The sequence below is a fragment of the Microbacterium sp. ZW T5_56 genome, assembly GCF_044987425.1.
GTDB lineage: Bacteria > Actinomycetota > Actinomycetes > Actinomycetales > Microbacteriaceae > Microbacterium.
In genome coordinates this window covers 68,655-93,649 of record NZ_JBJDRI010000009.1, presented here as the reverse complement: position 1 = coordinate 93,649, position 24,995 = coordinate 68,655, and the positions used below count along the sequence as shown (strand labels likewise).

The 24,995-nt window shown below is 68.4% G+C and carries 22 protein-coding genes; 11 read left to right on the top strand and 11 right to left on the bottom strand.

The window, feature by feature from the left end:
• Positions 1-38 precede the first annotated feature (38 nt).
• The 3 genes from ACI3KU_RS06360 to ACI3KU_RS06350 all read right to left on the bottom strand — a co-directional run bounded on the left by ACI3KU_RS06360 (position 39) and on the right by ACI3KU_RS06350 (position 3,437).
• Positions 39-224, bottom strand: coding sequence for a hypothetical protein (locus ACI3KU_RS06360; RefSeq protein ID WP_404921457.1), 186 nt, complete (start codon positions 222-224; stop codon positions 39-41).
• Positions 225-327: 103 nt separating this feature from the next.
• The gene (locus ACI3KU_RS06355) at positions 328-1,071 is read right to left on the bottom strand and encodes a GPP34 family phosphoprotein (protein ID WP_404921456.1); all 744 of its coding nucleotides are present in this window, start codon (positions 1,069-1,071) and stop codon (positions 328-330) included.
• A gap of 623 nt (positions 1,072-1,694) precedes the next feature.
• Positions 1,695-3,437: a glycoside hydrolase family 35 protein gene (locus ACI3KU_RS06350; RefSeq protein WP_404921455.1), complete on the bottom strand. Its 1,743-nt coding sequence runs from the start codon at positions 3,435-3,437 to the stop codon at positions 1,695-1,697.
• Between the two features lie 453 nt (positions 3,438-3,890).
• Between ACI3KU_RS06350 and ACI3KU_RS06345 the strand changes: the two genes are divergently transcribed.
• Complete coding sequence (locus ACI3KU_RS06345) at positions 3,891-4,901, top strand: LacI family DNA-binding transcriptional regulator (protein ID WP_404921454.1); 1,011 nt, start codon at positions 3,891-3,893, stop codon at positions 4,899-4,901.
• Between the two features lie 244 nt (positions 4,902-5,145).
• On the opposite strand, the gene ACI3KU_RS06340 is transcribed toward ACI3KU_RS06345, so the two are convergent.
• From ACI3KU_RS06340 to ACI3KU_RS06330, 3 genes are read right to left on the bottom strand one after another with little or no spacing between them, the layout of a single operon-like run.
• A complete protein-coding gene (locus ACI3KU_RS06340; RefSeq protein ID WP_404921453.1) occupies positions 5,146-5,526 on the bottom strand; it encodes a hypothetical protein in 381 nt (126 codons plus the stop codon).
• A 31-nt stretch (positions 5,527-5,557) separates the two neighbouring features.
• Positions 5,558-6,523, bottom strand: a complete 966-nt coding sequence (locus tag ACI3KU_RS06335) for a serine hydrolase (RefSeq protein ID WP_404921452.1) — start codon at positions 6,521-6,523, stop codon at positions 5,558-5,560.
• Between the two features lie 10 nt (positions 6,524-6,533).
• Positions 6,534-8,498, bottom strand: a complete 1,965-nt coding sequence (locus ACI3KU_RS06330; RefSeq protein ID WP_404921451.1) for a M13 family metallopeptidase — start codon at positions 8,496-8,498, stop codon at positions 6,534-6,536.
• Between the two features lie 306 nt (positions 8,499-8,804).
• Here ACI3KU_RS06330 and ACI3KU_RS06325 point away from each other — a divergent pair, with 306 nt between their 5' ends.
• Complete coding sequence (locus ACI3KU_RS06325; RefSeq protein WP_404921450.1) at positions 8,805-10,121, top strand: MATE family efflux transporter; 1,317 nt, start codon at positions 8,805-8,807, stop codon at positions 10,119-10,121.
• Positions 10,122-10,277: 156 nt separating this feature from the next.
• Positions 10,278-10,778, top strand: a complete 501-nt coding sequence (locus ACI3KU_RS06320) for a hypothetical protein (RefSeq protein WP_404921449.1) — start codon at positions 10,278-10,280, stop codon at positions 10,776-10,778.
• 117 nt (positions 10,779-10,895) lie between these two features.
• Here ACI3KU_RS06320 and ACI3KU_RS06315 read toward each other — a convergent pair whose 3' ends face one another.
• Entirely contained in the window at positions 10,896-11,516 is a 621-nt protein-coding gene (locus tag ACI3KU_RS06315) for a TrmH family RNA methyltransferase (RefSeq protein ID WP_404921448.1), read from the bottom strand.
• Positions 11,517-11,622: 106 nt separating this feature from the next.
• On the opposite strand from ACI3KU_RS06315, the gene ACI3KU_RS06310 reads away from it, so the two are divergent.
• Entirely contained in the window at positions 11,623-12,867 is a 1,245-nt protein-coding gene (locus ACI3KU_RS06310) for an Nramp family divalent metal transporter (RefSeq protein ID WP_404921447.1), read from the top strand.
• A gap of 40 nt (positions 12,868-12,907) precedes the next feature.
• Positions 12,908-13,513, top strand: coding sequence for a hypothetical protein (locus ACI3KU_RS06305; protein WP_404921446.1), 606 nt, complete (start codon positions 12,908-12,910; stop codon positions 13,511-13,513).
• A gap of 543 nt (positions 13,514-14,056) precedes the next feature.
• On the opposite strand, the gene ACI3KU_RS06300 is transcribed toward ACI3KU_RS06305, so the two are convergent.
• Positions 14,057-14,188, bottom strand: coding sequence for a hypothetical protein (locus tag ACI3KU_RS06300; protein ID WP_404921445.1), 132 nt, complete (start codon positions 14,186-14,188; stop codon positions 14,057-14,059).
• Between the two features lie 86 nt (positions 14,189-14,274).
• On the opposite strand from ACI3KU_RS06300, the gene ACI3KU_RS06295 reads away from it, so the two are divergent.
• The 5 genes from ACI3KU_RS06295 (at position 14,275) to ACI3KU_RS06275 (ending at position 19,542) form a co-directional block, all read left to right on the top strand.
• A complete protein-coding gene (locus ACI3KU_RS06295; protein WP_404921444.1) occupies positions 14,275-15,066 on the top strand; it encodes a copper resistance protein CopC in 792 nt (263 codons plus the stop codon).
• Positions 15,063-15,659, top strand: a complete 597-nt coding sequence (locus ACI3KU_RS06290; protein WP_404921443.1) for a copper chaperone PCu(A)C — start codon at positions 15,063-15,065, stop codon at positions 15,657-15,659. The genes ACI3KU_RS06295 and ACI3KU_RS06290 overlap by 4 nt, the downstream gene beginning before the upstream one ends.
• On the top strand, positions 15,656-16,891 hold the full coding sequence (locus ACI3KU_RS06285) for a Dyp-type peroxidase (protein WP_404921442.1): 1,236 nt from the start codon (positions 15,656-15,658) through the stop codon (positions 16,889-16,891). Before ACI3KU_RS06290 ends, ACI3KU_RS06285 begins: the two co-directional genes overlap by 4 nt.
• Positions 16,892-16,973: 82 nt before the next feature.
• A complete protein-coding gene (locus ACI3KU_RS06280) occupies positions 16,974-17,576 on the top strand; it encodes a metal-dependent transcriptional regulator (RefSeq protein WP_404921441.1) in 603 nt (200 codons plus the stop codon).
• A gap of 55 nt (positions 17,577-17,631) precedes the next feature.
• Entirely contained in the window at positions 17,632-19,542 is a 1,911-nt protein-coding gene (locus ACI3KU_RS06275; protein WP_404921440.1) for a M3 family metallopeptidase, read from the top strand.
• 296 nt (positions 19,543-19,838) lie between these two features.
• On the opposite strand, the gene ACI3KU_RS06270 is transcribed toward ACI3KU_RS06275, so the two are convergent.
• The 3 genes from ACI3KU_RS06270 to ACI3KU_RS06260 all read right to left on the bottom strand — a co-directional run bounded on the left by ACI3KU_RS06270 (position 19,839) and on the right by ACI3KU_RS06260 (position 23,851).
• Positions 19,839-20,777 carry a nucleoside hydrolase gene (locus tag ACI3KU_RS06270; protein WP_404921439.1) on the bottom strand — a complete coding sequence of 313 codons (939 nt, stop codon included), beginning with the start codon at positions 20,775-20,777 and terminating at the stop codon, positions 19,839-19,841.
• A 773-nt stretch (positions 20,778-21,550) separates the two neighbouring features.
• A complete protein-coding gene (locus ACI3KU_RS06265) occupies positions 21,551-22,528 on the bottom strand; it encodes an SDR family NAD(P)-dependent oxidoreductase (RefSeq protein ID WP_404921438.1) in 978 nt (325 codons plus the stop codon).
• 360 nt (positions 22,529-22,888) lie between these two features.
• Complete coding sequence (locus tag ACI3KU_RS06260) at positions 22,889-23,851, bottom strand: GlxA family transcriptional regulator (RefSeq protein WP_404921437.1); 963 nt, start codon at positions 23,849-23,851, stop codon at positions 22,889-22,891.
• A gap of 131 nt (positions 23,852-23,982) precedes the next feature.
• Here ACI3KU_RS06260 and ACI3KU_RS06255 point away from each other — a divergent pair, with 131 nt between their 5' ends.
• Positions 23,983-24,984 (top strand): zinc-binding alcohol dehydrogenase family protein, encoded by a 1,002-nt coding sequence (locus ACI3KU_RS06255; protein ID WP_404921436.1) that lies wholly within the window; start codon positions 23,983-23,985, stop codon positions 24,982-24,984.
• Positions 24,985-24,995: the final 11 nt, after the last annotated feature.

Sequence of the window (24,995 nt, the reverse complement as noted above, 5' to 3'; positions counted from 1 at the left end):
CTGCAGCGCCGACCACCGACGATGAAGTGGCCGGCGGGCTACTCCGTGGCGGCGCGCTCTCGGCGGGAGGCGATCACGGCGCGGACCGCCATTCCCAGTGTCACCGGGGTGAGGAGAACCACGCTCACGATCGACCACCACTCGGGCGTGAAGTTCGCCACAACCAGCACCAGTCCGAGCCCGAACGCCAGGGCCCCCAGGGCGAAGTCGCGCGACGTCTCCATCCGGAGATCGTATCCCCTCCGATCATGCGGCAGGTCACTGCCTCCACAACACGACAGTCGCAGGAATCGATCCTCTCGTCCGCACTCCGATCGGGTGTGCCGATCAGCTCACCGAAGCGCTCGCTGTCGCGACCACGGCCGCCGACACCGCAGCGGAAACTGCGGCGATCGTGGCTGCCTCCGCCGCCTGGGCTGCTGCCTGGACGGTCGCCTCCACGGCCGCCGATGCGAGGCTCACCTCGCGGATCGCCTTCGCGCGCTTGATCACATCGCGCGTCGACCGCGTCTCATCCTTCGCAACCACGCGCAGCTGATTCAGCGCCTGCAGAATCGAGATGACGGCTGCCTGGTGCGGGGTGGGATCGCGATCGAGGATCAGCACTTCCCGCAGCCCCGCACGCAGCGCGGCCTCGTGGGCGGCATCGGCTGTCGGCCACTCGGTGCGCGGGAACAAGCCCAGCACTCGCCCGCCCCGACGCTCCAGCACACCCCGCTCCACCAGTCGCGCGGCGACGAGATCTCGCGTCGACTCGCCGTCGATCTTCGCGAGCGCCCGAACCATGACCATCGCGTTGCGTGGCTTCGCGGCGACCGTCTCCGCGGCCGCGCGCAGCAGCGGATCGTCGCAGTGCGCGTCGGGCGTCGCCGTCACCGTGGGAGAGGAGAGCAGACCCGCACGCGGCGACAACTCGACGAGTCCCGCGCGCGCCAGATCCATGAGCATCGCGCCGCCCATCGCCAGCCCCGGGTCCACGCCGACCGACAACGTGCCCCGCTGATCATCCAGCAGGAGAAGCAGCAGGTCCTCGACCACCAGCCACGGTGGGGTGCGCGTCGTCTCGTCCATGATCCGACCCTAGGCGGACACCTCCGCCAGCGGATCCCCCTAGCGGCTGATCCTGGCGACTCTCGCGCAGCTCTCGACAACAGGGCCATCGGCGTCGGATTCTCGACGAAGCGTTCTGGCCTCTGCGGACCGCCGGGCTCCCGAGTTCCACGGCCGCAGCACGTCCACGCTCGCCCCCACCGAACCCGCCCCCGTCCCCGTCCCGAGCGAATGACCATGCGGCCAATTCATGACGCGTCCCGCAAACCGCTCAGAGATTCGGCGCATGCTCCTCGATTCACCACACCACTGCGAGGGCACCAGGGGACGCCTTCACACTCGCGACCGTGCTGCCCCGCCATCCCGAGCGCATGATCATGCAGCCACGCCATGAAACGTCCCGCCGGCGCCTCGCGGATTCGGCGGAGGTGCCGCGGGCGACCAGACCAAGCGCAGGCACGACGCGACAGCTCGGAGCCACCCCCGCCGCATCCGCGGTCTCTCTGGCTTAAGCCCCCCGTCGTGAGCGCATGACTTTGCGGCCAATCCATGACGTATCCCCCCGAATGCTCATGGATTCGGCGCGCGCTCATTGTTTCAGCGCAACCCCGACAGCACGCGACAGCCACAGTGCAGGTGCCGCTTCAGTAGCCGATGAACTCCTCGACCTCGCCGAAGTCGGGGGCATCGCGCACCTCGACGCACGTGGGCAGTGATACGAAGTCGACGACCCGCACCTCATTCGCCCCCTCGTGCCACAGCGGCGCAGGGGCATAGAGCGTGGCCTGCGGCCCGATGCCGTTATAGCGACCGAGAAGGAACCCATTCAGCCACACCCAGCCGGCACCGCCGTTGGGGAGGGCGATCCAGGCGTCGGCGACCTCTGTCACGTTCACCATGGCGACCGCGACTCCATCCGCGCCCGGCGCTTCGGGAGCGTCCCACGCGGTTTCCGGGAGCAGAGTGTGCGACCACCCGTGCACGAGCCGCCGCTCCAGTCGCACGCCCGTGATGCCCTTGTGCTCACCCAGCCGGTGGCCGTAGTTGATGCGCCCGAGAGCCTCGACGACGATCGTGATCTCGGCGCGACGCGCGGGACCCGCGAGCATCGTGGACACCGAACGGTCACGTTCCAGCAGAGCGACGCGCTCGCCATCCACGAAGATCACCGCACGGTCGTGCAGACCGTCGATCGACAGCTCCACATCGCCGGGCAAATCGGCGATCGCGCGGTAGGCCACGACGCCATCCGGCTGCCCGAGTTCCTCGAACGTCTGTGGCATGGCGGAATGCGCATCGGCATCGGTGGCGTGGGCGCGCACGGCCTCATAGAGCGACGCGACCGGAGCGAGCGGCACCGTCTGCGGGCGCTGGAACACCGGCGCTTCGGGGACGGGCGGCAGTTCCCTCGCCTGGAACGGCGCGAACGCCGTCCGAAGCGCATGGAACTTGTCGGTGATCGTGCCGTCTTCGCCGATCGGCGCATCGGAGTCGTAGCTGGTGACGGTCGGCTGCAGTTCGCCGTCCCAGTTCGCCCCGGCCCAGAGCCCGAAGTTCGTCCCACCGTGCGCCATATACAGACTCACCGATCCGCCCAGCTCCAGGAGTTCGGTGATGGTTCCCATCATGCTCTCCGCCGATCGCACGTGGTGCTTCTCGCCCCAGTGGTCGAACCAGCCGCCCCACAGTTCTCCGCAGATCAGCGGGGCACCGGCGGGGCGCAGCGCGTCCGCGAGCGCCGCACCGGTCCCGAACGTGAACGTCGGGGTTGCCGCTTCCAGCACCGATCCGTTGCCCAGCATGTCGGCACGGGTGCCGTCGGCTGTGGTGAGCAGCTCGACGATCCCCCGCTCCTGCAGTCCTGCAGCGAGGTGCTCCAGGTAGGCGCTGTCGGACCCGAAGGAGCCGTACTCGTTCTCGACTTGAACCGCGACGATCGGCCCACCGTACGCCGCTTGCAGGGGAGCAATCCGTGGGATCAGCTCGTCGTACCAGGCATCCACAGCGGCAAGGAACGAGGGATCCGACGAGCGGAGACTGCGCGTGCGCGCCGTCAGCCAGCTCGGCAGTCCGCCGTTGTTCCATTCGGCACAGATATACGGGCTCGGACGCAGCAGCACATCGAGACCGATCTCTCCCGCGAGGCGGATGAAGCCGGCCAGGTCGTGCCACTCGTCGAACGCGAACTCACCCTCCCGCCGCTCGTGGAAATTCCACGGAACATAAGTGTCCACGGTGTTGGCCCCCATCGCGGCAAGTCGGCGCAGTCGGTCCTCCCACTGTGCCGGATGCACCCGGAAGTAGTGGAGTGAACCAGAGAGCAGGCGATACTCCGCACCATCGCGAAGCAGTACGCCGTCACCGACGGCGAGTGCGGGCATCGTCATGGGATCTTCCGTTTCTCTGCATGTGGGCTGGGGTAGCGCTTCGTCTCGCGCCACTGCCGGTCGGCGGGCATCACTCGCGCGCGGATCGGTGGGGCATTCGGTGTGCGATCGACCGCACCGCCCCGGTCCCCGAGCCAGCGTCAGCGCCAGCGCCAGCGCCAGTGCCAGTGCCAGTGCCAGTGCCAGTGCCAGTGCCAGTGTCAGCGTCAGCGTCAGCGTCAGCGTCAGCGAGAGCGTCAGCGTCAGCGTCAGCGTCAGTGCCAGTGCCAGCGAGACGAAAGGTCCTCGCGATGCGCGTGGCGGGCTCGGCGAGCGCGAACCTCGGTGGGTGTGACGGCACTTCGTCTCGCTCCGCTCGCTCCGCAACCGAGTAATGCGATTCCGCAATGTTTGCGCTCACATTATCGCTGAGATCACCCCGCATGCAAGGCGCGCGAGGCCTACCATGGGGACATGCCGCGAAGACCGTCGCCCGATCGCGCCCCGAACCAGGTGGACGTCGCGCGGCGCGCCGGGGTCTCGGCGCAGACCGTGTCACGCGTGATGTCCGGACAAGACACCGTGCGACCCGAGACCGCCCAGCGAGTGCTCGCCGCCGTGGATGAGCTCGGTTACCGCGTTCACGGCGCAGCGGCCGCGCTCGCGACGGGGCGCACCCGCATGCTCGGCGTGATCGTCGTCTCCAACGTGCAGTATTCGTCGGCGGTGATCAGCGCCGGCATCGAGGATGTCGCCACCCATCGTGGCTACACGGTGACCACCACCGCCGTCGCCAAGCACGCCCCGATCGCGGCATTCATCGACGCTTTCGACCGCCTCGAACGGCAGGGGGCCGAGGGCATCATCCTGGTGGCCCCGTTCGAGTTCGAAGACGAAGCCATGCAGCAGCGCCTTGCCCGCACCCCCACAGAGCGCGGGGATCGGCGCGCGGGAGTGGTTGACCAAGAGCTCATCGCCCGCCTCGCGACGGAGCACCTGCTGAATCTCGGCCACGACAACGTCTGGCACATCAGCGGCGACGAGGGCTGGGCGGAGACCCACAAGCGTCGCGACGGGTGGGCGCGCGTGCTCAACGAACGCGGGATCACACCGCCGCCGACGATCTCCGGAGACTGGACGCCGGAGTCGGGGTACCGGGCAGGGCAGGCGCTCGCAGGCATCCTGGAGGCCACGGCCGTCTTCGTGGCCAGCGACGAGATGGCTTTCGGTGTGATCCGTGCACTCCACGAGGCCGGGCGAATGGTGCCCGATGACGTCTCCGTGGTGAGCGTCGATGACATCGACCTCGCAGCCTACGCCTCCCCCGCTCTCACCACCGTGCGCCAGCCCTTCCGATCCGTCGGCCGCGACGCCGCACTGCGAGTGATCACCAAGATCGAAGGCGGCGACCCCGACGCGCAGGACTTCGACATCACGGAGCCCACGCTGATCGTCCGCTCCTCCACCGCGGCCCCGGCCCGCTGACGCTCATCCCGGCGAGCGTCGGCCCCGGCGCCGGAGGCTCGCCCGTGCTCGCCTGGCTCAGGCGAGCGGCAGAAGTAACTCAAGACCGGTGCGCACAACGCTCTCGCCGCACGCACCACGCACCCAGCACTCCGCGCCACGCGCCACGCGCCAGGCACCACGCGCCACGCCCCGCACTCCACGCCAGCACCCCGCACCCCGCGCACGCGCTCCGCGGACGCTGCGGCATCCGGAGCCCCGCGCCTCAGCCCCAGGGGCTGACGGCGTGCTCGCCCGGCTCCGGATGCCGCAGCGTCCGCGGTGCCGGCCACTCCAGCACGATCACCTCGACCGACGCGTCGATGGCACCGAAGTCGTCCGTCTTCACCACGATGCGTTCGGGGGCGACCTCCACCAGCCGCACCGCCCAGGCGCGACCGTCCTCACGATCCAGCACCCATTTGTCCGCGAGCCAGCTCAGCCCGATCGCGTCTAACGATGCCTCGGCGTCGAGCCAGTCGACGACGCCCGGAACCTCGCGCCCCAGCAGGTTCACCGCCACCCAGGCGTCACCTTCGGGGCGGATCCAGCCGAGCAGCTCGCGGTCTTCCGCGCGTCGGTGCTCGGTCCAGTCGTCGGGGATCATGTGCACATCGTAGGCGGAACGGTGCCCAACCTCAGTGCACGTACTCCATCAGTTCAAGCCCGAGAATCCGCAGCGCCTCCGCCACCTGCAGGCGATGCGCCGATGACAGATCGTCGAACGCCACGGTGACCGCATACGCGACGCCCGCACGCGGACCGGCGAGCACACCGGCTTCGCTGCGCACACCTTCGGCACGACCCGTCTTGTTGACGAACAGCAGGCGATGCTTGTCGTCTTCGTGGTCATAGGGATCGAGCCCCGTGGCCGCGCCCACCATGCTGAGGTCGGTGGCCAGGTTCAGCCACTCGCCCACCTGCGCGCTGACGGCGGCATCCACCGCGGCACCGTTGACGATGAGGGTCATCAGCTCGGCGAGCTCGCGCGTGGTGCCGAGCGCGAACTGGGGGGCGTCGTCAGGACCACGGGTGTCACGATGCTCATCGAGCACGGCGAGATGGGCGAGGCCCAGCTTCTCCAGCCGAGAACTGACGGCAGACAGCCCCACCTGCGCGAGCAGCGCGTTCGTAGCTGCCTGATCGCCCACCGCCGCGGACAGCACCGCGAGATCGGACAGCGACAGCTCGTCCGCGCGCAGGTGTGCCCAGAGCCCACGAGAAACTGAACCGCTGAGCGTGGAACGCGCGACCGTCGTGGCCGGATCGAGCCGACCGTCCTGGAAGGCGGCCGCCACCTCGACGAGGATGGCCACGGAACCGACGTCAGCTACCGGCAGCGACACGAAGTCGTCGCCGGCGAACACGACCATGTCGTTGTCAAGGTCACACACATGCGCCGAAACCCGGGCACCGGCGCGCGCCAGGTCGCTGAGCGCCGCGAGCGTGGAATCGAAGGAGCGCTTCGTGGGCCCGCCGCGTCGGCGCGAAACCGGCGCAGGCTGCGAGGCGCGGCTCGAGCGACGGGTGGGGCGCACCTCACCCGCGTCGTCGCCCGAACCCGCGGCCTCGATCATCCGCTGCTGCCTTCTCGTCCGGCTCATGGCCGAACGGTCACCAGATGGTGACACGCTCGTCGGCCGGCAGGAAGAGCTCGTCCTTCTCGGTCACCTCGAACGCGTCGTAGAACGCGTCGACGTTTCGGAGGATCTGGTTGCAGCGGAACTCGTTCGGGGAGTGCGGGTCGACCGTCAGTAGACGGACAGCCTCAGCCTCGCGGATCTTGAGCTGCCACACCTGACCCCACGACAGCAGCAGCCGCTGAACGCCGGTGTACCCGTCGATCACCGGTGCCTCCGCACCCTCCAGCGAAAGCTCGTACGCCCGCAACGCGATGCCCAGGCCGCCGAGGTCGCCGATGTTCTCGCCGATGGTGAGCGCGCCGTTGACGTGGTGCTCCTCGCCGAGTCCCTGCGGGGTGAGCTGGTCGTACTGCGCGATGAGGGACGCCGTGCGCTCCTCGAACGCCGCACGATCCGCGTCGGTCCACCAGTCCTCGAGCTTCCCATCGCCGTCGAAGCGGCTGCCCTGGTCGTCGAAGCCGTGTCCGATCTCGTGCCCGATCACGGCGCCGATCCCGCCGTAGTTCGCCGCCGCATCGCGATCCAGCTCGAAGAACGGGAACTGCAGGATAGCCGCAGGGAACACGATCTCGTTCATCAGCGGGTTGTAGTACGCGTTGACCGTCTGGGGCGTCATCAGCCACTCATCACGATCGATGGGCTGTCCCACCCGGCGCACCTGGCGGTCATGCTCGAACTGGTTCGAGCGCAGCACGTTGCCCAGCAGATCGTCCGCGGCGATCTCCAGCCCATCGAACTCACGCCAGACGTCGGGGTAGCCGATCTTCGGGGTGAACTTCGAGAGCTTGTCGAGAGCCTTCGCACGGGTCTCGGGACCCATCCAGTCCAGCGTCTCGATGCTCTGTCGGTAGGCCTCGATGAGGTTGGCGACCAGCGTGTCCATCTGCGCCTTCGCGGCCGGCGGGAAGTGACGCTCGACGTAGACCTTGCCGATCGCGTCGCCCAGGGCGCCCTCGGCCAGCGAGACGCCGCGCTTCCAGCGGGCGCGGATCTCCGGAACACCCGTGAGTGCGGTGCCGTAGAAAGCGAAGTTCTCATCGACGAACGCGCTGCCCAGATACGGGGCCGCCGCGTGCACGAGGCGCCAGCGCAGCCACGCGCGCCAGTCGTCCAGGCGCTCGGCCACGAGCAGGGATCCGAGAGATTCGGCAAAGCTCGGCTGGTAGAGCACCACTTCGGCGAAGGCGTCGGGCTGAGCCACGGCCACGGCATCGCGCCACGGTGAGAGGTCAACGCCCACGGCCTGCTGCAGCTCATCCCAGGTACGCAGGTTGTACGTGGCCACAGCGTCCCGGCTTCGGACGTTGTCCCAGTGGTGCGCAGCGATCTCGGTCTCCAGCGCGAACACGCGATCGGCCTGCGCGTCCGCGTCCGTCACGCCCGCGAGGCGGAGCATCGCGGCGACATGCGCGCGGTACTGATCGCGCACCTCGGCGAAGTTCTCCAGGCGGTAGTAGCTCTCATCCGGTAGGGAGATGCCGGACTGCACCAGGAACGGGACGTAGCGCTCCGGGTTTCCGGGGTCCGGCTCGACGAACAGGCCGAGCAGTGACGCGACACCCTCGCGATCCAGCGTGCCGAGCAGACTCAGCAGCGACGTGACATCGGTGACCGCATCGACGCGGGCGAACTGCGCCTGAACGGGGGCGCTTCCGGCGGCCTCGATCGCGGCCTCATCCATGAAGGAGGCGTAGATGTCGCCGACCTTTCGCGCGGTGGTGCCGGGCTCTGCCTGCTGCGACTCTTCGACGATCTCGCGGACGTGCGTCTCGGCAGCCTCGGCCAGCAGCATGAAGGATCCCCAGCGCGCCTTGTCGGCGGGGATCTCGGTGCGATCGAGCCACGTTCCGTTGACGAATCGGTATAGGTCATCCTGCGGCCGGATGGTGGGGGAGAAGTCTTCCGAGAGCAATCCAGAGCGCAGGTTTTCCGTCATGTCGATAAGGATATGTGCCACGTCCGACATCGCGGCTGTGAAGCACCATTGCATCCGATCTGTGCTCCGAAGGAGAACCGGGGTTGCCAGCGCATGTCACTTCCGCGAGCCGGGCTGCCCGCCTGCGGCGGTGTCCCGGCAACCGCCGGGTGCCGGGACTCCGCCGCGAGGAGGTGGCGCTGTCACGGTCTGTTCGCGATGGTCGACGGCGACACCGAGGCGGGTGGCGACATCGCCCCGGTCAGGGCAAGTGTCTCGCTTTCCCGCGAGGCGCGTCACGCCAGCCTGCGCGAATAGGGTGGACCCGTGGCAGACACCCTCAATCGCGATATCCTGCGACTCGCGCTGCCCGCACTCGGCGCCCTCATCGCCGAGCCGATGTTCCTCATCGTCGACTCCGCTCTCGTCGGCCATCTCGGCACGACGCCGCTCGCGGGGCTCGGCATCGCCTCGGCTGTGCTGCAGACGATCGTGGGGCTCATGGTCTTCCTGGCGTACTCCACGACGCCCGCGGTCGCCCGCCGCTTCGGCACCGGAGACATGCGATCGGCGGTGTCGGTCGGCATCGACGGCATGTGGCTGGCCCTCGGTCTGGGCGCGATCCTCGCGCTGATCGGTTATGGCGCCACCCCGTTCCTGGTTCAGCTGTTCGGGCCGACAGAAGCGGTGGCCCATCAGGCTGAGCAGTACCTCGGCATCTCGATGTGGGGGCTTCCGGCGATGCTCATCGTGTTCGCCGCCACCGGCCTCCTGCGCGGCATGCAGAACACGCTCATCACGCTGTGGATCGCCGGCGGCGGATTCGCGTTGAACGCTCTGCTGAATCTCCTGTTCATCTACGGTTTCGGCTGGGGGATCGGGGGCTCGGCCTTCGGCACCGTCGTGGCGCAGTGGAGCATGGTGGTGGCATATGTGCTGATCGCGGCGCGTCTGGCGCAGCAGCACGGCGCCTCACGACGCCCGCAGCGCGACGGCGTGCGCGGATCGGCACGTTCGGGCGGCTGGTTGTTGCTGCGCAGCCTGAGTCTGCGGGCCGCTCTGCTGGCGACGGTGGCTGTCGTCACGGGAATCGGCACCGACGAACTGGCCGGCTATCAGGTGGTCTTCACCATCTTCTCGACGGCGGCGTTCGCTCTCGACGCGCTCGCCATCGCGGCGCAGGCGCTCGTCGGCAAGCAGCTCGGGGTGGGAGATCGCCGCGCCACCCAGGCGGTCCTGCGCCGACTGCTCGGCTGGGGACTCTGGTTCGGTGTGATCGTGGGGGTCCTCATCGGCGCATTGTCGGGCGTGATCGGTCTGCTCTTCACGGGCGACCCGACTCTCGCCTCCCTCATCCAGCCCGCGCTCATCGTGTTGGCTGTCGCGCAGCCGATCTGCGCGATCGTGTTCGTGCTCGACGGAATCCTCATCGGCGCGGGCGATGTCCGCTATCTCGCCGTCGCCGGTGCGCTGAACCTGGTGCCGATGGTGCCGGCGCTCGTGCTCGTCGGCGTGACGAATCCGGCCGACGCCGCCGGGCTGGCGTGGGTGTCGGTGTGCTTCTTCGGCGTGTACATGATCGCGCGGCTGCTGACCCTCGGCTGGCGCATCCGCGGCACGCAGTGGATGAACCCCCCGGCCTGATCCCGCACGCCCGCACGCCCGTGCGACTCCTGCTGAAAGCTGAAAGGGCATCGCGGAAGCAGCGCAGAGGAGCGTTTTACGACTTTCATCGATGCCCGTCGGACCCACGGGGCGGGTCGGCGGAGTTCGCACGCCGGGTCGGGTTAGCGTGGCTGCATGCGCCGCCCCCTCGTCTCCGCAGCTCTCATGCTCGTCGCGCTCGGCATCGTCGGGTGCACCGCGACCGGAGCCGCCGATGACAGCGCGCAGACCACCAGCACGCGGGTCCCGACCCCGGATCCCCTGATGACAGCCACCGCTCCCCCCTCGCTGGATCAGATCGACCTGTCGTACTGGTCCGCTCAGGTTTTCGGCAGCGAGACGCCGTTGTGGCGCAAGGACGAGGTCATCGCGCCCGGGCACGATGAGGAGGCGGACGTCTCCGGCGACACCGACGCACGCATCGACATCGCCTGCACAGGATTCGGTGCGGCGACCGTCACGGTCGTGGTCGCGACCGCCGGTTCCGCGGCCGCTCCCGAGTCGCTGACGTGCTCACCCAACCTCGACCCCGAAGCCACGGTGCTGAGCATCGACGTCGCCGGTGGGAGGACCACCACGGTGACGATGTCGGCGAGCGCGGAAGCCGGCGTGGCGATGCAGTCCGTCGCACGCTAGACCCGCGGTTCCGGCGGCGATCAGCGTCTGCCCCGCCGGGGCGCGGGAGTCGCGCGTCGACACAGCCTTCGTCTCGCTGCGCTCGCTCAGAACCGACCGAGGCGCGGAGCCGATGCCTCAGTCGGCGTAGCGGCGGCACCACTCGTACATGACGACGGCCGCGGCAGCGCTGGCGTTGATGGATCGTGTCGAACCGTACTGGGTGATCTCGATGAACCCGTCGGCCCCGGCGAGGGCTTCCGGCGACAGGCCGGGACCCTCCTGCCCGAACAGCAGCACGCACGCCTCCGGCAGGTCTGCACGATGCACCGGGAGGGCGTCACCAACGTTGTCGACCGCGATCACCGGAAGCGCCTCGCTGCGGGCCCAGGCCAGGAACGTGGCCACATCGTCGTGGTGAACGACGTGCTGGTAGCGGTCGGTGACCATTGCGCCGCGACGGTTCCAGCGGCGCCGGCCGATGATGTGCACCGTGTCGGCGAGAAAGGCGTTGGCGCTGCGCACGATGGAGCCGATGTTCATGTCGTGCTGCCAGTTCTCGATCGCCACGTGGAACGGATGACGCCGCGCATCGAGGTCCGCCACGATGGCCGCCATGCTCCAGTACCGGTAGCGATCGATGACGTTGCGAGTGTCGCCGTCACGCAGCAGATCGGGGTCGTACCAGGGATCGGTCGGCCACTCGCCTGTCCAGGGCCCCACGCCGTGCGTGCTCCGCTCCGCGGTCTCCTCGCTCACCCCTCAACGCTAGTCCGTGTCTCGGTGGCCGCTCGCACCGTACAGGACACGGTGGCGCGATCGAGATTTTTCGGCATGCCTAAACTTCTGTCGTAGAGTTTTAGGTATGCCGAAAACCCTCGATGCTCTTCCCACTCGCGCCCCTCGCTCGGGCTGGCTCCTGGGCCCTGCGCTGGTGGCCGGCATCGCCTATCTGGATCCCGGCAACGTCGCGAGCAACATGTCTGCGGGAGCCGAGTTCGGCTTCCTGCTGGTGTGGGTGGTCGTACTCGCCAACCTGATGGCATGGCTCGTGCAGTACCTGTCGGCGAAGCTCGGGATCGTCACGGGTCAGAGCCTGGCCGAACTGATCGGCGCGCGCGCGCGGAACCGGCCCGCGCGAATCGCGTACTGGCTGCAGGCGGAACTCGTGGTGATGGCTACGGATATCGCGGAGGTGATCGGCGGTGCCGTCGCGCTGCACCTGCTGTTCGGAGTGCCGCTGGTGCTCGGTGGGCTGATCACGGGTGTCGTCTCGCTCGGTCTCCTGTTGCTCGCGTCCCGGCGCGGCATCCGCCCCTTCCAGCGCGTGATGATCGGGATGGTCGTGATCATCGCGATCGGCTTCAGCGCGGGGATGCTGCTCGCACCGCCTGACGCCGGCCACGTCGTCGGGGGGCTCATCCCCCGATTCGAGGGAAGCGGATCCGTGCTCCTGGCCGCATCGATTCTCGGCGCCACCGTCATGCCGCATGCGATCTACGCGCACTCGGCGCTGGTGCGCGATCGATTCGGCGCCGACGACGGAACGCGCCCGCCTGTCGGACGACTCCTGCGGGCGACCAGATGGGATGTCTCGATCGCGATGATCGCCGCGGGCAGCGTCAACCTGTGCATGCTGCTGCTGGCCGCGACCCACCTCGCGGGCGTCGAGGGCACCGACACGATCGAGGGCGCGCACGCGGCGCTGTCGACGGCGATGGGTCCGGTGATCGCGACCCTGTTCGCGGTCGGCCTCCTGGCCTCCGGGCTGGCATCCACGTCGGTCGGTGCGTACGCGGGAGCCGATGTGATGCACGGCCTGCTGAAGGTGGACGTGCCGGTGCTGCTGCGTCGTGCCGTCACCCTGATCCCGGCGATCATCGTGCTGGGGCTCGACATCGACCCCACGTTCGCCCTGGTGCTGAGCCAGGTGGTGCTCTCCTTCGGCATCCCGTTCGCGGTGATCCCGCTGGTGCGTCTCACGTCCCGCCCGGACATCATGGGCGCGCGGCGCAACCATGTGATCACCAGTGCGCTCGGTCTCCTGGTGGCGGCAGCGCTGATCGCGCTGAACGTGGTGCTGCTGTGGCTCACCTTCACCGGCGGGTGACCGATTCTCACCCCGGCGCAGAACCTGATTGACTGGACTCATGCGTCGGTCGCCGCTCCCCCGGATCGCACGCGGCTCCGCCGCGGCGTCCATCGCGACCTTCACCGCGCTCGTCTCCCACGTGGCTGCCGGCGGCACCATGCCCGCCGCGACAGGATTGATCGTGCCGCTGCTGCTCTCCGCGGCAGTCTGCATCCTGCTTGCCGGACGACGACTGTCCGCGATCCGACTGAGCATCGCCGTGGTCATCAGTCAGGCGATCTTCCACGCGCTGTTCGTCCTGGGTGCCGGCCCGATGATCGGCGGTCACCTGCACGGGGCTGATCTCACCGCCGTGATGGCCGCATCGTCACCGATGACGATCGTGCCGACGACAGCCGCCATGTGGTTCGGTCACGCGATCGCGGCAGCACTCACCATCACCGCCCTGCATCGGGGTGAGAGCGCCGTGCGATCCGCACTGGCCCTGGTACGCGAGATCGTTGCCGCCTCCGCTCGCCGTGTGCGCATGATCCTCGGCGCGATCGTCGTCCGACTCCCCGTGCGCACGCCGATCCCGGCTCCGCGCCGAATCTCCCCGCGCCCGGCTCCCCTGCTGCGCGCCGTCCGTCGCCGCGGCCCACCCGCCGTCGTCGCGGTTCTCTGAGCGCACACGCTTCCTCTGACGCCCGCGTCGGTTGCCGGGGGCACTTCGGCTCGCTTCGCGGTACCTGGAGCGCGCGTCGTCTCGCTTCGCTTGCTCGAAAACCGCGCCAGTGGGCGAAGGACCCTGCACAGTCTTGACACACATACGTGTGACTCGACTGACACATACGTGTGACTCGACCCCGGTTGCTGAGCGAGCGCCAGCGAGACGAAAGGTCCCTGCAGGGGACGTGACACGCAGGCGTCCCCGCTGGGTCGCTGACGGAGTTTCGTTCGCTTCGCGGTGCCAGAGCGCCCTTCGTCTCGTTTCGCTCGCTCAACCACCGCGCGAGCGAGACGAAGGGCACGCGACAACCGCGCAGCGCGACGCAGGACCTCAGCCGAGACGCTACTCACGCTTCTGCGGGCTCACCGTCGGCCGCTCGGCGCTCCGGCTCATTGCGAAACCTCCGCGGGAGCAGGCGCTGCGTCGGACGCGAACCGCCTGCGGCTCGGACGTACGCCACCCGTCGAGTCACGTCGACGCGGAACGCGCCTCGACTCGTCACTTCGTCCCGTTCGTCGGGCGAGTGACCGACACGAAGCGCGCCACCGAGGTCATGACGCGGAACGCGTCGTCCGAGCGCAGCGCCCGGGTGTGAGCCCGCTCGCTGCCCGGCTTCAGGGCGAGCGACACAGCCGCCTCCACCTCGCCACACCACATACATCGCGCTCGCGCGCACCCTGTTCCGCCGGTTCGCCCGGCATGACCGAAAGGCCCTCATGTCCACTTCTCCCACACCTCGCACGGACCGGCGTGTCCTGCGGACGGCGGTGACCGGCACGATGCTCGCGCTCCTCGCCGTGTTCGCCCTGCCCACCGCCGCGTCAGCGCACGATCAGCTCGTCTCTTCCGATCCCGCCGCAGACACGCGTTATGACTCAGCTCCCACTGCCGTCACGCTCGAGTTCTCGGCCGCCATCATGGACACCGGTCTCGCGATGACCGTCGTGGATGCCGACGGCACCGATCACCTCGTCGATGAACCCGTCGCAGACGGCACCACCGTCACGGCTACCCTCGGCACGCTCCCCGTGGGCGGCTACCAGGTGCGCTGGCGCGTGGTGTCCAGCGATGGTCACCCGATCAGCGGGTACATCCCGTTCACCGTCGGCGACGCCGAACCGCTGCCCACCCCTCACGCGGGTGAAGACACCACCGCGGGGGAAGGCGCCACCGCGGGGGAAGGTGCCACCGCAACCGAAGGCGCTGCGGCCCCCGACTCCGAGGCTGGCACGACCACCGACAGCGGTGAGGCAGTCACCACGTCAAGCACCGATGCCTCCACGGCGAGCGACGATTCCGGCGTGCTGCGCACCGTCCTGATCGGAGCCGGTGGCGCGGTTGTCGCCGTCGGCGTGCTGGTCCTGATCCTCGTCCTCAACCGCCGCTCACACCGCGACGACATCACCCAAGACAACACCCACACCACCGACACCCACAACACCCACACCACCGACACCACCGACACCACCGACACCACCGACACCACGAACGAAGAGTCCCACTCATGAACACCGTCATCTCCCGCTCCGCTCTCATCGCGGCAAGCGCACTCGTCCTCTCCCTGAGCCTCGCCGGCTGCGCGGGCTCGGCCGGCACCGCTCCCGCGGGCACAACCACATCCGATTCCGCGTCGCAGGCCGCGACACCTCTCACCCTGACCGACGCGTGGACGAAGTCCGCCAAGACCGGCGACATGACCGCCGCCTTCGGCACGCTCACCAACGACGGCGACACGGACCTCACCGTCTCGTCGGCGGTCGTCACTCTCTCGGGCGCTGCCGCCGCATCGGAGATCGAACTGCACGAGACCGTGATGGACGCATCGGGAAACATGACGATGCGTCCGATCGACGGCGGATTCACCGTTCCAGCGCACGGGTCGCTCGTCCTCGAGCCCGGTGGCAACCACATCATGCTGATGGGCCTCACCGCCGACTTGGTCGCGGGCGACGAGGTGTCCATCACTCTCGCGCTCACCGACGGCTCCACGCTGACGGTCGAGGCGCCGGTGAAGGACTTCACGGGCGCCAACGAGAACTACAGCGGCGACGGCATGAGCGGAATGGATCACGGCGAGCACACCTCGGACCCCACGCCGTGACCGCGAGCGATCACTCCCCGACGCCACGTCGGCGCCTCGCGAGCCGGCGGCAGTTTCTCCTCGGAGGGGCTGTCGCCGGCGTGGGAGCTGCGGTCGCGATCGGGGCGGATCAGCTGATGGCCCGCCCCGCCGCACCCGCGGCGGCCCCTGACACCGAGCGAGTACACGGCGGCGAGACGGTGATGTTCCACGGGAAACATCAGGCCGGCATCGACACCCCGGCACAGGCCCACGCGACGTTCGTCGCGCTCGATCTGCGAGAGCAAGTCGATCGCGACGGCCTGCGCCGGCTCATGCGCGTGCTCACGGACGATGCCGCCCGGCTCGCCGGGGGTCGGGCAGCGCTGGCGGACACCGAGCCCGAGCTCACCGTCGCGCCCGCACGGCTGACAGTGACGTTCGGATTCGGTCCGGCGTTCGTCGCGCGCGCGTCGGGTGCGGCACCGGACTGGCTCGCTCCGCTTCCGGCGTTCAGCATCGATCGGCTGCAGGCGGAGTACAGCGATGGCGACCTGCTGATCATCGTCGCTTCAGATGATGCGGTCACTCTGGCGCACGCGACGCGCATGCTGCTGAAGGATGCGCGATCGTTCGCGTCGGTGCGCTGGAGCCAGTCCGGGTTCCGGCGTTCGCGCGGGACGGAAGCCTCCGGCACCACGATGCGCAATCTGTTCGGGCAGGTGGACGGAACCAGCAACCTCACCCCCGGCACCGCTGACTTCGACCGCCTCGTGTGGATCGACGACGGCTGGCTGGCGGGAGGCACGAGCTTCGTGCTCCGACGTATCGAGATGAACCTCGATACGTGGGATGAGGTCGATCGGTCGGGGCGCGAGCAGTCGATGGGCCGATTCCTCGATTCCGGTGCGCCGCTGACGGGAACGAAGGAACACGACGAGCCGGACTTCGAGGCCACCACCTCGCTCGGCTTCCCCGTGATTGCGGACTTCTCTCACGTTCGTCGGGCTCGGAGCGACAACCCGGACGAGCGTATTCTCCGACGGGCATACAACTATGACGAACCTCCGACCGGCGCGTCGATCAGTCGCTCGGGACTGCTGTTCGGGTCATTCCAGGCCGACGTCTCACGGCAGTTCACTCCCCTGCAGCGCCGACTCGATGAGCTGGATCTGCTGAACACGTGGACCACACCGATCGGATCCGCGGTGTTCGCCATCCCACCCGGATGCGAACCCGGGGGCTACATCGGCGAGACACTGCTCGAGGCTTAGTCCCGGTTCATCGTGCGCAATCAGTCCCTTCCCCGGGGAAGGGCCGCCGATTGCGCACGATGAACCGGGTTAGGTTTGTCAGGTGGCATCCCCCGCGGTCGACGACTATCTGAAGACCATCTACGCGCACACCGAGTGGCAGGACGACCCGATCACTCCCTCGGTGCTCGCTGGCGCTCTCGGCATCGCGCCCTCCAGCGTCACGGAGATGGTGAAGAAGCTCGCGGCTGCCGGCCTGGTCTCACACCAACCGTATGGTGCGATCCGCCTGACCGACGGCGGCACGATCCGCGCGCTGGGTATGCTCCGCCGCCACCGTCTGATCGAGACGTGGCTCGTGCGCGAGCACGGCTACGCCTGGCACGAAGTGCATGACGAGGCCGAAGTGCTGGAGCACGCGATCAGCGATCGCCTGCTGGAGTCCATCGATGAGCAGTTGGGTCGCCCACGATTCGACCCGCATGGCGATGCCATCCCCGACGCAACGGGTCACATCGAGCGCGAGCCCTTCGTGCTCCTCGGCGATGCCCATACGGGCCACCGCGGGCGCGTGCTGCGAGTGAGTGATCGCGATCCGGACCTGCTGTGCGCGATCGAGGACGCCGGCATCCAGGTGGGATCGGAGTTGGTCGTGGGATCCCCGGTGCCTAGTGGCGCGGAACTCGCCATCTGGCTGACCGTCTGACGCCCTGCCGTGCTCGACCCGTGCGATGCAGGCGCGGGGCGCATAGGGTCGAAGGGTGATCGAACCCATCGCTTTTCCCGCCGTCGACGCTGACTGGACCGCCTTCACCACCACCCGCTACGACGATCGTCTGGTCGACGTCGTTGCATTCGCCGAGCAGCTCAAAGACGGTGCCGAGCGCACCGCGACCGAGGTGCTGGAACTCTGGAACAGCCTGCAGATCGCACTGATCAGCGTGGTCTCGGAGGCTTCGCTCGTCTCCGAGACGCATCCTGATCGTGACATCCGCGCCGGTGCCGAGGAGCGTGTGACGCGTGCTGGCGCCATCGAGGCACAGCTGATGGCTGATGTCGACCTCGCCGCCGTGTTCGCGGCGACCGACGCAGAGGGGCTCGACGCCGATGCCGTGCGGCTGCGAGATCGGGTGCTGCGTGATTTCCGGCGCGGCGGTGTGGATCTCGATCCGGCAACCCGCGCTGAGGTCACTCGGCTCGCCGATCGCGACACCGAGCTGAGTCTCGCCTTCGGCCGCAACATCCGCGAGGGCCGGCGTGAGATCCGCGTCACCCCGGAGTCGCTCGCAGGCCTCCCGCAGGACTTTCTCGATTCCCATCCGGCGGACGCCGATGGCCTCGTGACCATCTCGACCGACTATCCGGACCTCATGCCGGTTCGAGAATATGCCCGCGATCGCGGAACGCGTTTGGCTATCTCCTCGGCCTTCGGCGACCTTGCGTGGCCCGAGAACGATGCCGTGCTCGCGGAGTTGCTGGAGGTGCGCGAGCGTCGCGCCCATCTCCTCGGCTATGGCAACTGGGCGGATTACGAGACAGAGACGCGCATGGTCGGATCGTCCGCCAATGTCGCGCGCTTCCTCGACGAGGTGGACGAGGCCTCGCGCGAGGCGATGATGCCGGAGTACGAACTGCTGCTTGATCGGCTCCGTGACGATGATCCTGCCGCGACGGAGGTGCTGGCCAGCGATCTCGCCTACCTTCTGGGCACGGTTCGTCGCGAGCGGTATGACGTCGATTCGCAGGTCGTCCGCTCCTACTTCTCGTTCGATCGGGTGCTGGACGGGTTGCTCGATACGTCGGGACGCCTGTTCGGTCTCACGTATATTCCCGTGTCAGCATCCTCATGGCACGAGGGCGTCCGCACCTACGACGTCATGCAGGGTGACGAGCGTATCGGGCGTATTCACCTCGACCTGCATCCGCGCGACGGCAAGTTCAACCACGCCGCCTGCTTCCCGATCGCGCCGGGTGTCGCCGACGCGATGCTCCCGGAGGCCGCACTGGTGTGCAACTTCTCGCGTGGGGCGATGGAGCACGACGAGGTGACCACGTTCTTCCACGAGTTCGGGCATCTGGTGCACGACATCCTGGGCGGTCGCCAGCACTGGGCACCGTTCTCCGGGGTGTCCACGGAGTGGGACTTCGTGGAGGCACCGAGCCAGATGCTCGAGGAGTGGGCGTGGAACCACGACGTGCTGCGCACGTTCGCCCGCAATGACGCCGGAGAGGAGATTCCGGCAGCGCTGGTCGATCGGATGCGCACCGCGGACGCGTTCGGACGTGCCCTCGGCGTCCGGACCCAGTTGGGTCATGCCCGCACGTCGTTCCACCTGCATGTGGATCGTCCCGCGGACATCGCCACCGCGGTGGAGGGCTATTACGAGTCCGCCAGTCCCGTGCGCCGCCTGCCGAACACGCACTCGTACGCGGGCTTCGGCCACCTCACCGGGTACGGGTCCTGCTACTACACGTATCAGTGGAGCCTCGTCATCGCCCGCGATCTGCTCACCGGCTTCGATGCGGATCTGATGGCCCCCGGACCCGCCCAGCGGTACCGCGAGAGCATCCTCGCGCCCGGCGGTTCCCGCGACGCGGCGGACCTGGTCGAGGACTTCCTCGGCCGACCGTACTCGGTGGACGCCTACCGCAGCTGGCTCACCCAGGGGTGACCTCGGTGGGAGGCAAGGGACTCCGCTTCCTCCCAACACCAACTCCCGTGAGACTTCCGTCTGTGGGCGAGAATCGCCGCAACGCGCTGATTGTCGCCCACAGACGGAAGTCTCGCGGGGTTTTCAGCACCGAGGTCGCAGTTCAAGGCAGCGTGATGGGTCTCGAGCTCGGTCGTTATCGAGGGCGGCGTGACGTGGATCTCGAGCTCGGTCACTATCGGGGCCGCGGCCGTGCCCAGTGTTTCGTGCAGCCAATGGGTCAGGACCGCGACCGCACCTCCGGTCGGGAGCCGCGATCAACCCAGTGTGTGAAGTGCCGCGATCACGCGGTTCCAGAACGCGGGGATATCGAGCGCCGTGACGACGTGGACGTTCGGCTCCCGTCGCAGCATGCCATCGAAGTCGACGCTGGTGGCACCCCGGGTCTCGGATCCGACCAGCTCGACATCCAGCCTCGTGTGCACGGACGTGACGACCTCAGGCGCCGCGAGCACCGCGACGGCGACCGGATCGTGCAGCGGACCATCGGGCATGCCGAAGACCTCGTCGTTCGTCGCGCAGAAGAAGTCCAGCAGTTCGGCACCGAATCGTCCCGTGTTGTTCGCCACCGCCGACACCCGCTCGCGCACCTCGGGTGTCACCAACGCCGTGTGGGTGACGTTCAGACCCACCATCGTGAAGCGGATTCCCGAGCGGACCACGATGTCGAGCGCCTCAGGATCCACCCACGCATTGAACTCGGCATACGGAGTGACATTGCCTCGCTCCGTGGATCCACCCATCCACACGATCTCGCGGATGCGCTGGTGCAGCTCCGGGTGGTCGCGCACCAGCACCGCGACGTTGGTAATGGGACCGGTGGCGATGATCGCGACCGGCTCATCGGAAGAGAGCAGGACGTCCTCCATGAGGGCGGTGGCATCCCGGGAGTCCAGCTCGAAGGCGGCGGGCGGAAGCTCCGGTCCGCCGAGTCCGTTCTCGCCGTGGATCCACTCCGCCGTCTCCAGTTCCCGCTCCAGCGGTGCAGCCGCTCCCGCAGCGACGGGGATATCCGTGACACCCGCGACGGTGAGAATCACGCGCGCGTTGCGCTCCGTGTGGGCGAGTCCGGCGTTTCCGCCCACCGCCGTCACGCCACGAACATCGAGTCGTTCGCTGCCGAGCGCCAGCCACAGGGCGAACGCGTCGTCGTGTCCGGGGTCGCAGTCGATGAGCACGGGGATCGGAGTAGTCACCCGCCCATCCTCGCATCGGCGCGACCGGGGTTCGCGACGTCGGCTGTGGTGGGCTTGGGGCTCCGGGAGTGGACATCGGCCTGCGTGGGCAACGCTCTGCCCGCGGCGCGCAGCCCCCGCTCCGAAGTAGGGACTGACGCCGGGATAGGGTCTCCTGTTCGGGCTGGCCCGAGGTTCGCGGCAGTCTCCTCCGTTGGGTACACGTCGGAGCCGAGCAGGGCGGACATCGGCTCGCCGCCGACAGCGCGCACCCCCGGCAGGACGCGGCGCGACGCTCTGCCGAAATCTCCCCGCCCGCACGCCGCGTCCTGGAAATAGGAGACTGGCGCTGACGTAGGGGCCGCGGGCCGCGTCGACCCGAGATTCGCGGCAGTCTCCTCCGTTGGGTACACGTCAGACACGTGGGGGGCGACATCGGCTCGCCGCCGGTAGCGCGTACCCCGGTCGACCAAGTCACGAAACGAGGAGATCGTCGCCAAAATAGGGCGTCAAGGCCGCGTCGGCCCGAGATTCGCGACAATCTCCTCCGTTGGGCACATGTCGGAACGGCGCGGGGACCTGGCTCCGCCCAGAGCGCGCACCCACTCGCACCAAGCCCGCCGCATCCCACCGCGCCACACCGCTCCCCGGCCGACCACGTCGCGAAACGAGGAGATCGTCGCCAAATTAGGGCCTCCCGGCCGCGGTGGTCCGAGATTCGCGACAATCTCCTCCGTTGGGCACACGTCAGGTCGGGATGCTGCGGCGCTCCGGGCGACGTGTCGCCTCGGGCGTCAGCGCCCGAACCGGGCGAAGGGCCACACGGTGCGTGTGGCGTCTTCGCAGAAGGCCCACGCCGCGGCGCCGACCTCCGGCTCCGCGCTGATCGCCGTCAGGGGGTTGCGCGCATCGCGGTCGGTGATGCGCGGTTCTCCGCGCAGCCGTCCGACGGGACCGACCATGTCGCCGGGTCCCACCGCGGGATCGATGAGCGCCCGCACCTCGTTGGTCGCCCCCGCTTCCTTCGACTGGGCGATCGGAGCCTGGAGATTGGCGAGGAAGCGCTTGAGACGCGAGGGCTGATTCACCCCGGCGATGCCCGCCGAGCGCCCGCCGAGCGAGTAGCCCGGATGAGCGATGACGCTCGCTACCGGCACGCCCGCGGCCCGCAGGCGTCGATCGGCTTCGGCCGCGAGCGCCTGCACGAGGAACTTGGACTGCACGTAAGCACGCGCCATCTTGTATCCGGCTTCAAGCTCCGGCGCGAGATCACGTGAGCGCCACGACGCCACGGACACTGATCCGAGCCACACCATGCGCGCGCCCGGAGTACGCAGACCGGTGCGCGCGAGCGCGGGCAGCAGTTCGCCGGCGAGCGCGAAGTGTCCCAGCACGTTGGTCTGCAGAACCAGTTCGTGCCCTTCGGCCTCTTCCCGCTCCTTCGGGGGGTGCACCACACCGGCGTTCAGAATGATCCCGTCCAGCCGCTCTCGCGAGCGCAGCGTGGCCGCCGCGGAGCGGATGGATCCGCCCTTGGTGACATCGAGCAGGATCGACTCGGTCGACGCTTCGGGGACCCGTCGCATGATGGCGGCGCGGGACGCGGAGAGGCGATTCGGATTGCGACCACTCAGAATGACATGGGCTCCCGTGCGCGCAAGCTGTGCCGCCGCAAAGAACCCGAGCCCCGCCGTGGCACCCGTGATGAGAAACACCCGCCCCGTCTGATCCGGCAGGTGCTCCGTGTCCCAGGCAGGATCCGTTCGCGCCACGTTGCCACAGTATCCCGCCGGGCGTGCTCGGCGCGGCATACGCACCGGCATCCCCGCATCCGTGTTGTTATATCCGCGTCGCCGCCTCCGACACCGCGGCCCTCACCACACACGCCGCCGCACCCGCGACCCGCCGCATCGTGTCAGCGCATCGCGGCAGCGCATCGTGTCAGCGCGGCGCCGCAGCGCATCGCGGCATCGCATCGCATCGCATCGCATCGCATCGCATCGCGGCGCAGCATCGCAGCATCGCAGCATCGCATAGCGACAGCGCATCGTCGCATCGCCGCGTCGCGGTATCGCGGCGCTGCGCAGCGCATCGCACCACTGCGCAGCACAGTGCCGCGCCGCGGCGAGGGCTCAGCGCACGGCGACAGAAGTGCGGAAGCGACGCCGATACGTCGTCGGAGAAACCCCGAGCGCGGACACGAGGTGGTTGCGCAACGACGTGGGCGTTGCGTATCCGACCGCCGCCGCGATATCGCCCATCCCCAGGTCGGTGCGCTCCAGCAGCTCGCGAGCCGCCGACAATCGCTGACGGGTCAGCCACTGGCGGGGCGAGAGTCCCGTCTCGCTGCGGAACCGGCGAGTGAATGTGCGCTCGCTCATCAACGCGTGACGCGCCAGCTGTGTGATGGTGAGCGGCTCGTCCAGATGCTCCAGAGCCCACGCACGGGCCCGAGTCGTCGACGCTTCGATCACATCCGGAACGGGCCGTTCAATGAACTGCGCCTGCCCACCGTCGCGGTGTGGGGCAACCACACACCGCCGAGCAACACGATTCGCGAGCTCGGCTCCATGGTCCACCCGAATCAGATGCAGGCAGAGATCGATGCCGCTGGCGACACCCGCAGATGTCAGGATGTCGCCGCCGTCGACGAAGAGGACGTTCTCATCCACGCTCACGTGCGGATACCAATCGCGAAACAGCTCCGCGCACTGCCAGTGCGTGGTGACGGTTCGCCCCGTGAGCAGTCCGACCGCGGCGAGTGTGAACACGCCGGTGCAGATGGACACGATCCGCGCTCGCCGGGGGACCAGCGCCAGCGCCGCCCGCACATCATCGTCCGCGTGACGCTGCAGGAGCGACGTGTCCACCGGGGTGACGATGACCGTGTCCGCCTGCGCCAGGGCCCGCGTGTCGGTCGTGGGAACCACATCGAATCCGGCGTTCGTTCGAATCGGGCCACCGGTCGGCGTGACGAGGGACACCTCATACGCACCGTCCGCGGCTCCGAACACACGCGCCGGGATGCCGATCTCGAACGGGTAGGCGCCGTCCTGGGCGAGGACGACCACGCGGTGCGGCGAGCGAGAGGGCATGACCTGATTCTATCGATCCGCTCCGAACCAGCCAGCATGGATCGATCTCGCGAGGGCCAAAGTTCGCCAGTTCCGGGCCAGCTCTCTGGCGATCCGGCCATCGCTTTCACACCCCGTGGAACTCTGAGCGCATGAACGAAGAGACCAACATCATGATCGGATTCACGGAGTCGCTCACGCCGGGCGCATTCGAGGCTCGGCAGGGCGCGATTCCCGTGCCGGACGCGGGCGAACTCGTCGTCCGCGTGGAGGCTGTGTCCGTCAATCCTGTGGACGTAATGCGCCGCTCCCAGCCGCCGGCTGGCGGCTTCGGCATCCTGGGTTACGACGCGGCCGGGGTCGTGACAGCCGTCGGCGCAGGCGTCGACGGATTCCGCGCCGGGGACGAGGTCTTCTACGCCGGCAGCCTGGCGATGGCGGGAAGCAATCAGCGATACCAGCGCGTCGCGGCCCGCCTCGTGGGCCACAAGCCTCGCAGCGCGACGTTCGGTGAGGCCGCGTCGCTCCCCCTCACTGCGCTCACCGCCTGGGAGACGGCATTCGATCGGTTCCGTCTGACGCGCGAATCCACCGGCGACCTCCTCATCGTGGGCGCCACCGGCGGCGTCGGCTCGATCCTGACGCAGCTGGTGCGTGCCCTGGCACCCGATGTGCGCGTGATCGCCACCGCGAGCGCGGCGAATGCAGACTGGGCGCGCGCCATGGGGGCTCACGACGTCGTCGACCACCACGGTGACCTCGCGGCTCAGGTGCAGTCGCTCGCGCCGCAGGGTGTGTCGTGGCTCTTCTCCGCGCATTCATCGGGCCAGGTGGAGACCTACGCTCAGGTGGTCGCGCCGTTCGGCACCATCGTGGCGATCGATAACGGCCCCCGTGACGTGGCACCCCTGATGCAGAAGAGCATCGCGTGGCTGTGGGAGCTGATGTTCACCGATCCGCTGTTCCTGCCGGAATCGCACCACCAGCAGTGGATCCTCGATCAGGTGGCGGGTCTCGTCGACTCCGGTGTCGTGCGCGCCACCACGACCACGAATCTCGGAACGATCAGCGCCGACTCATTGGAGCGCGCACACGCCGCGATCGCGACCGGGCGCACGGTCGGCAAGATCGTTCTGGAGGGGTGGGCGAACTGACCGACGGGACG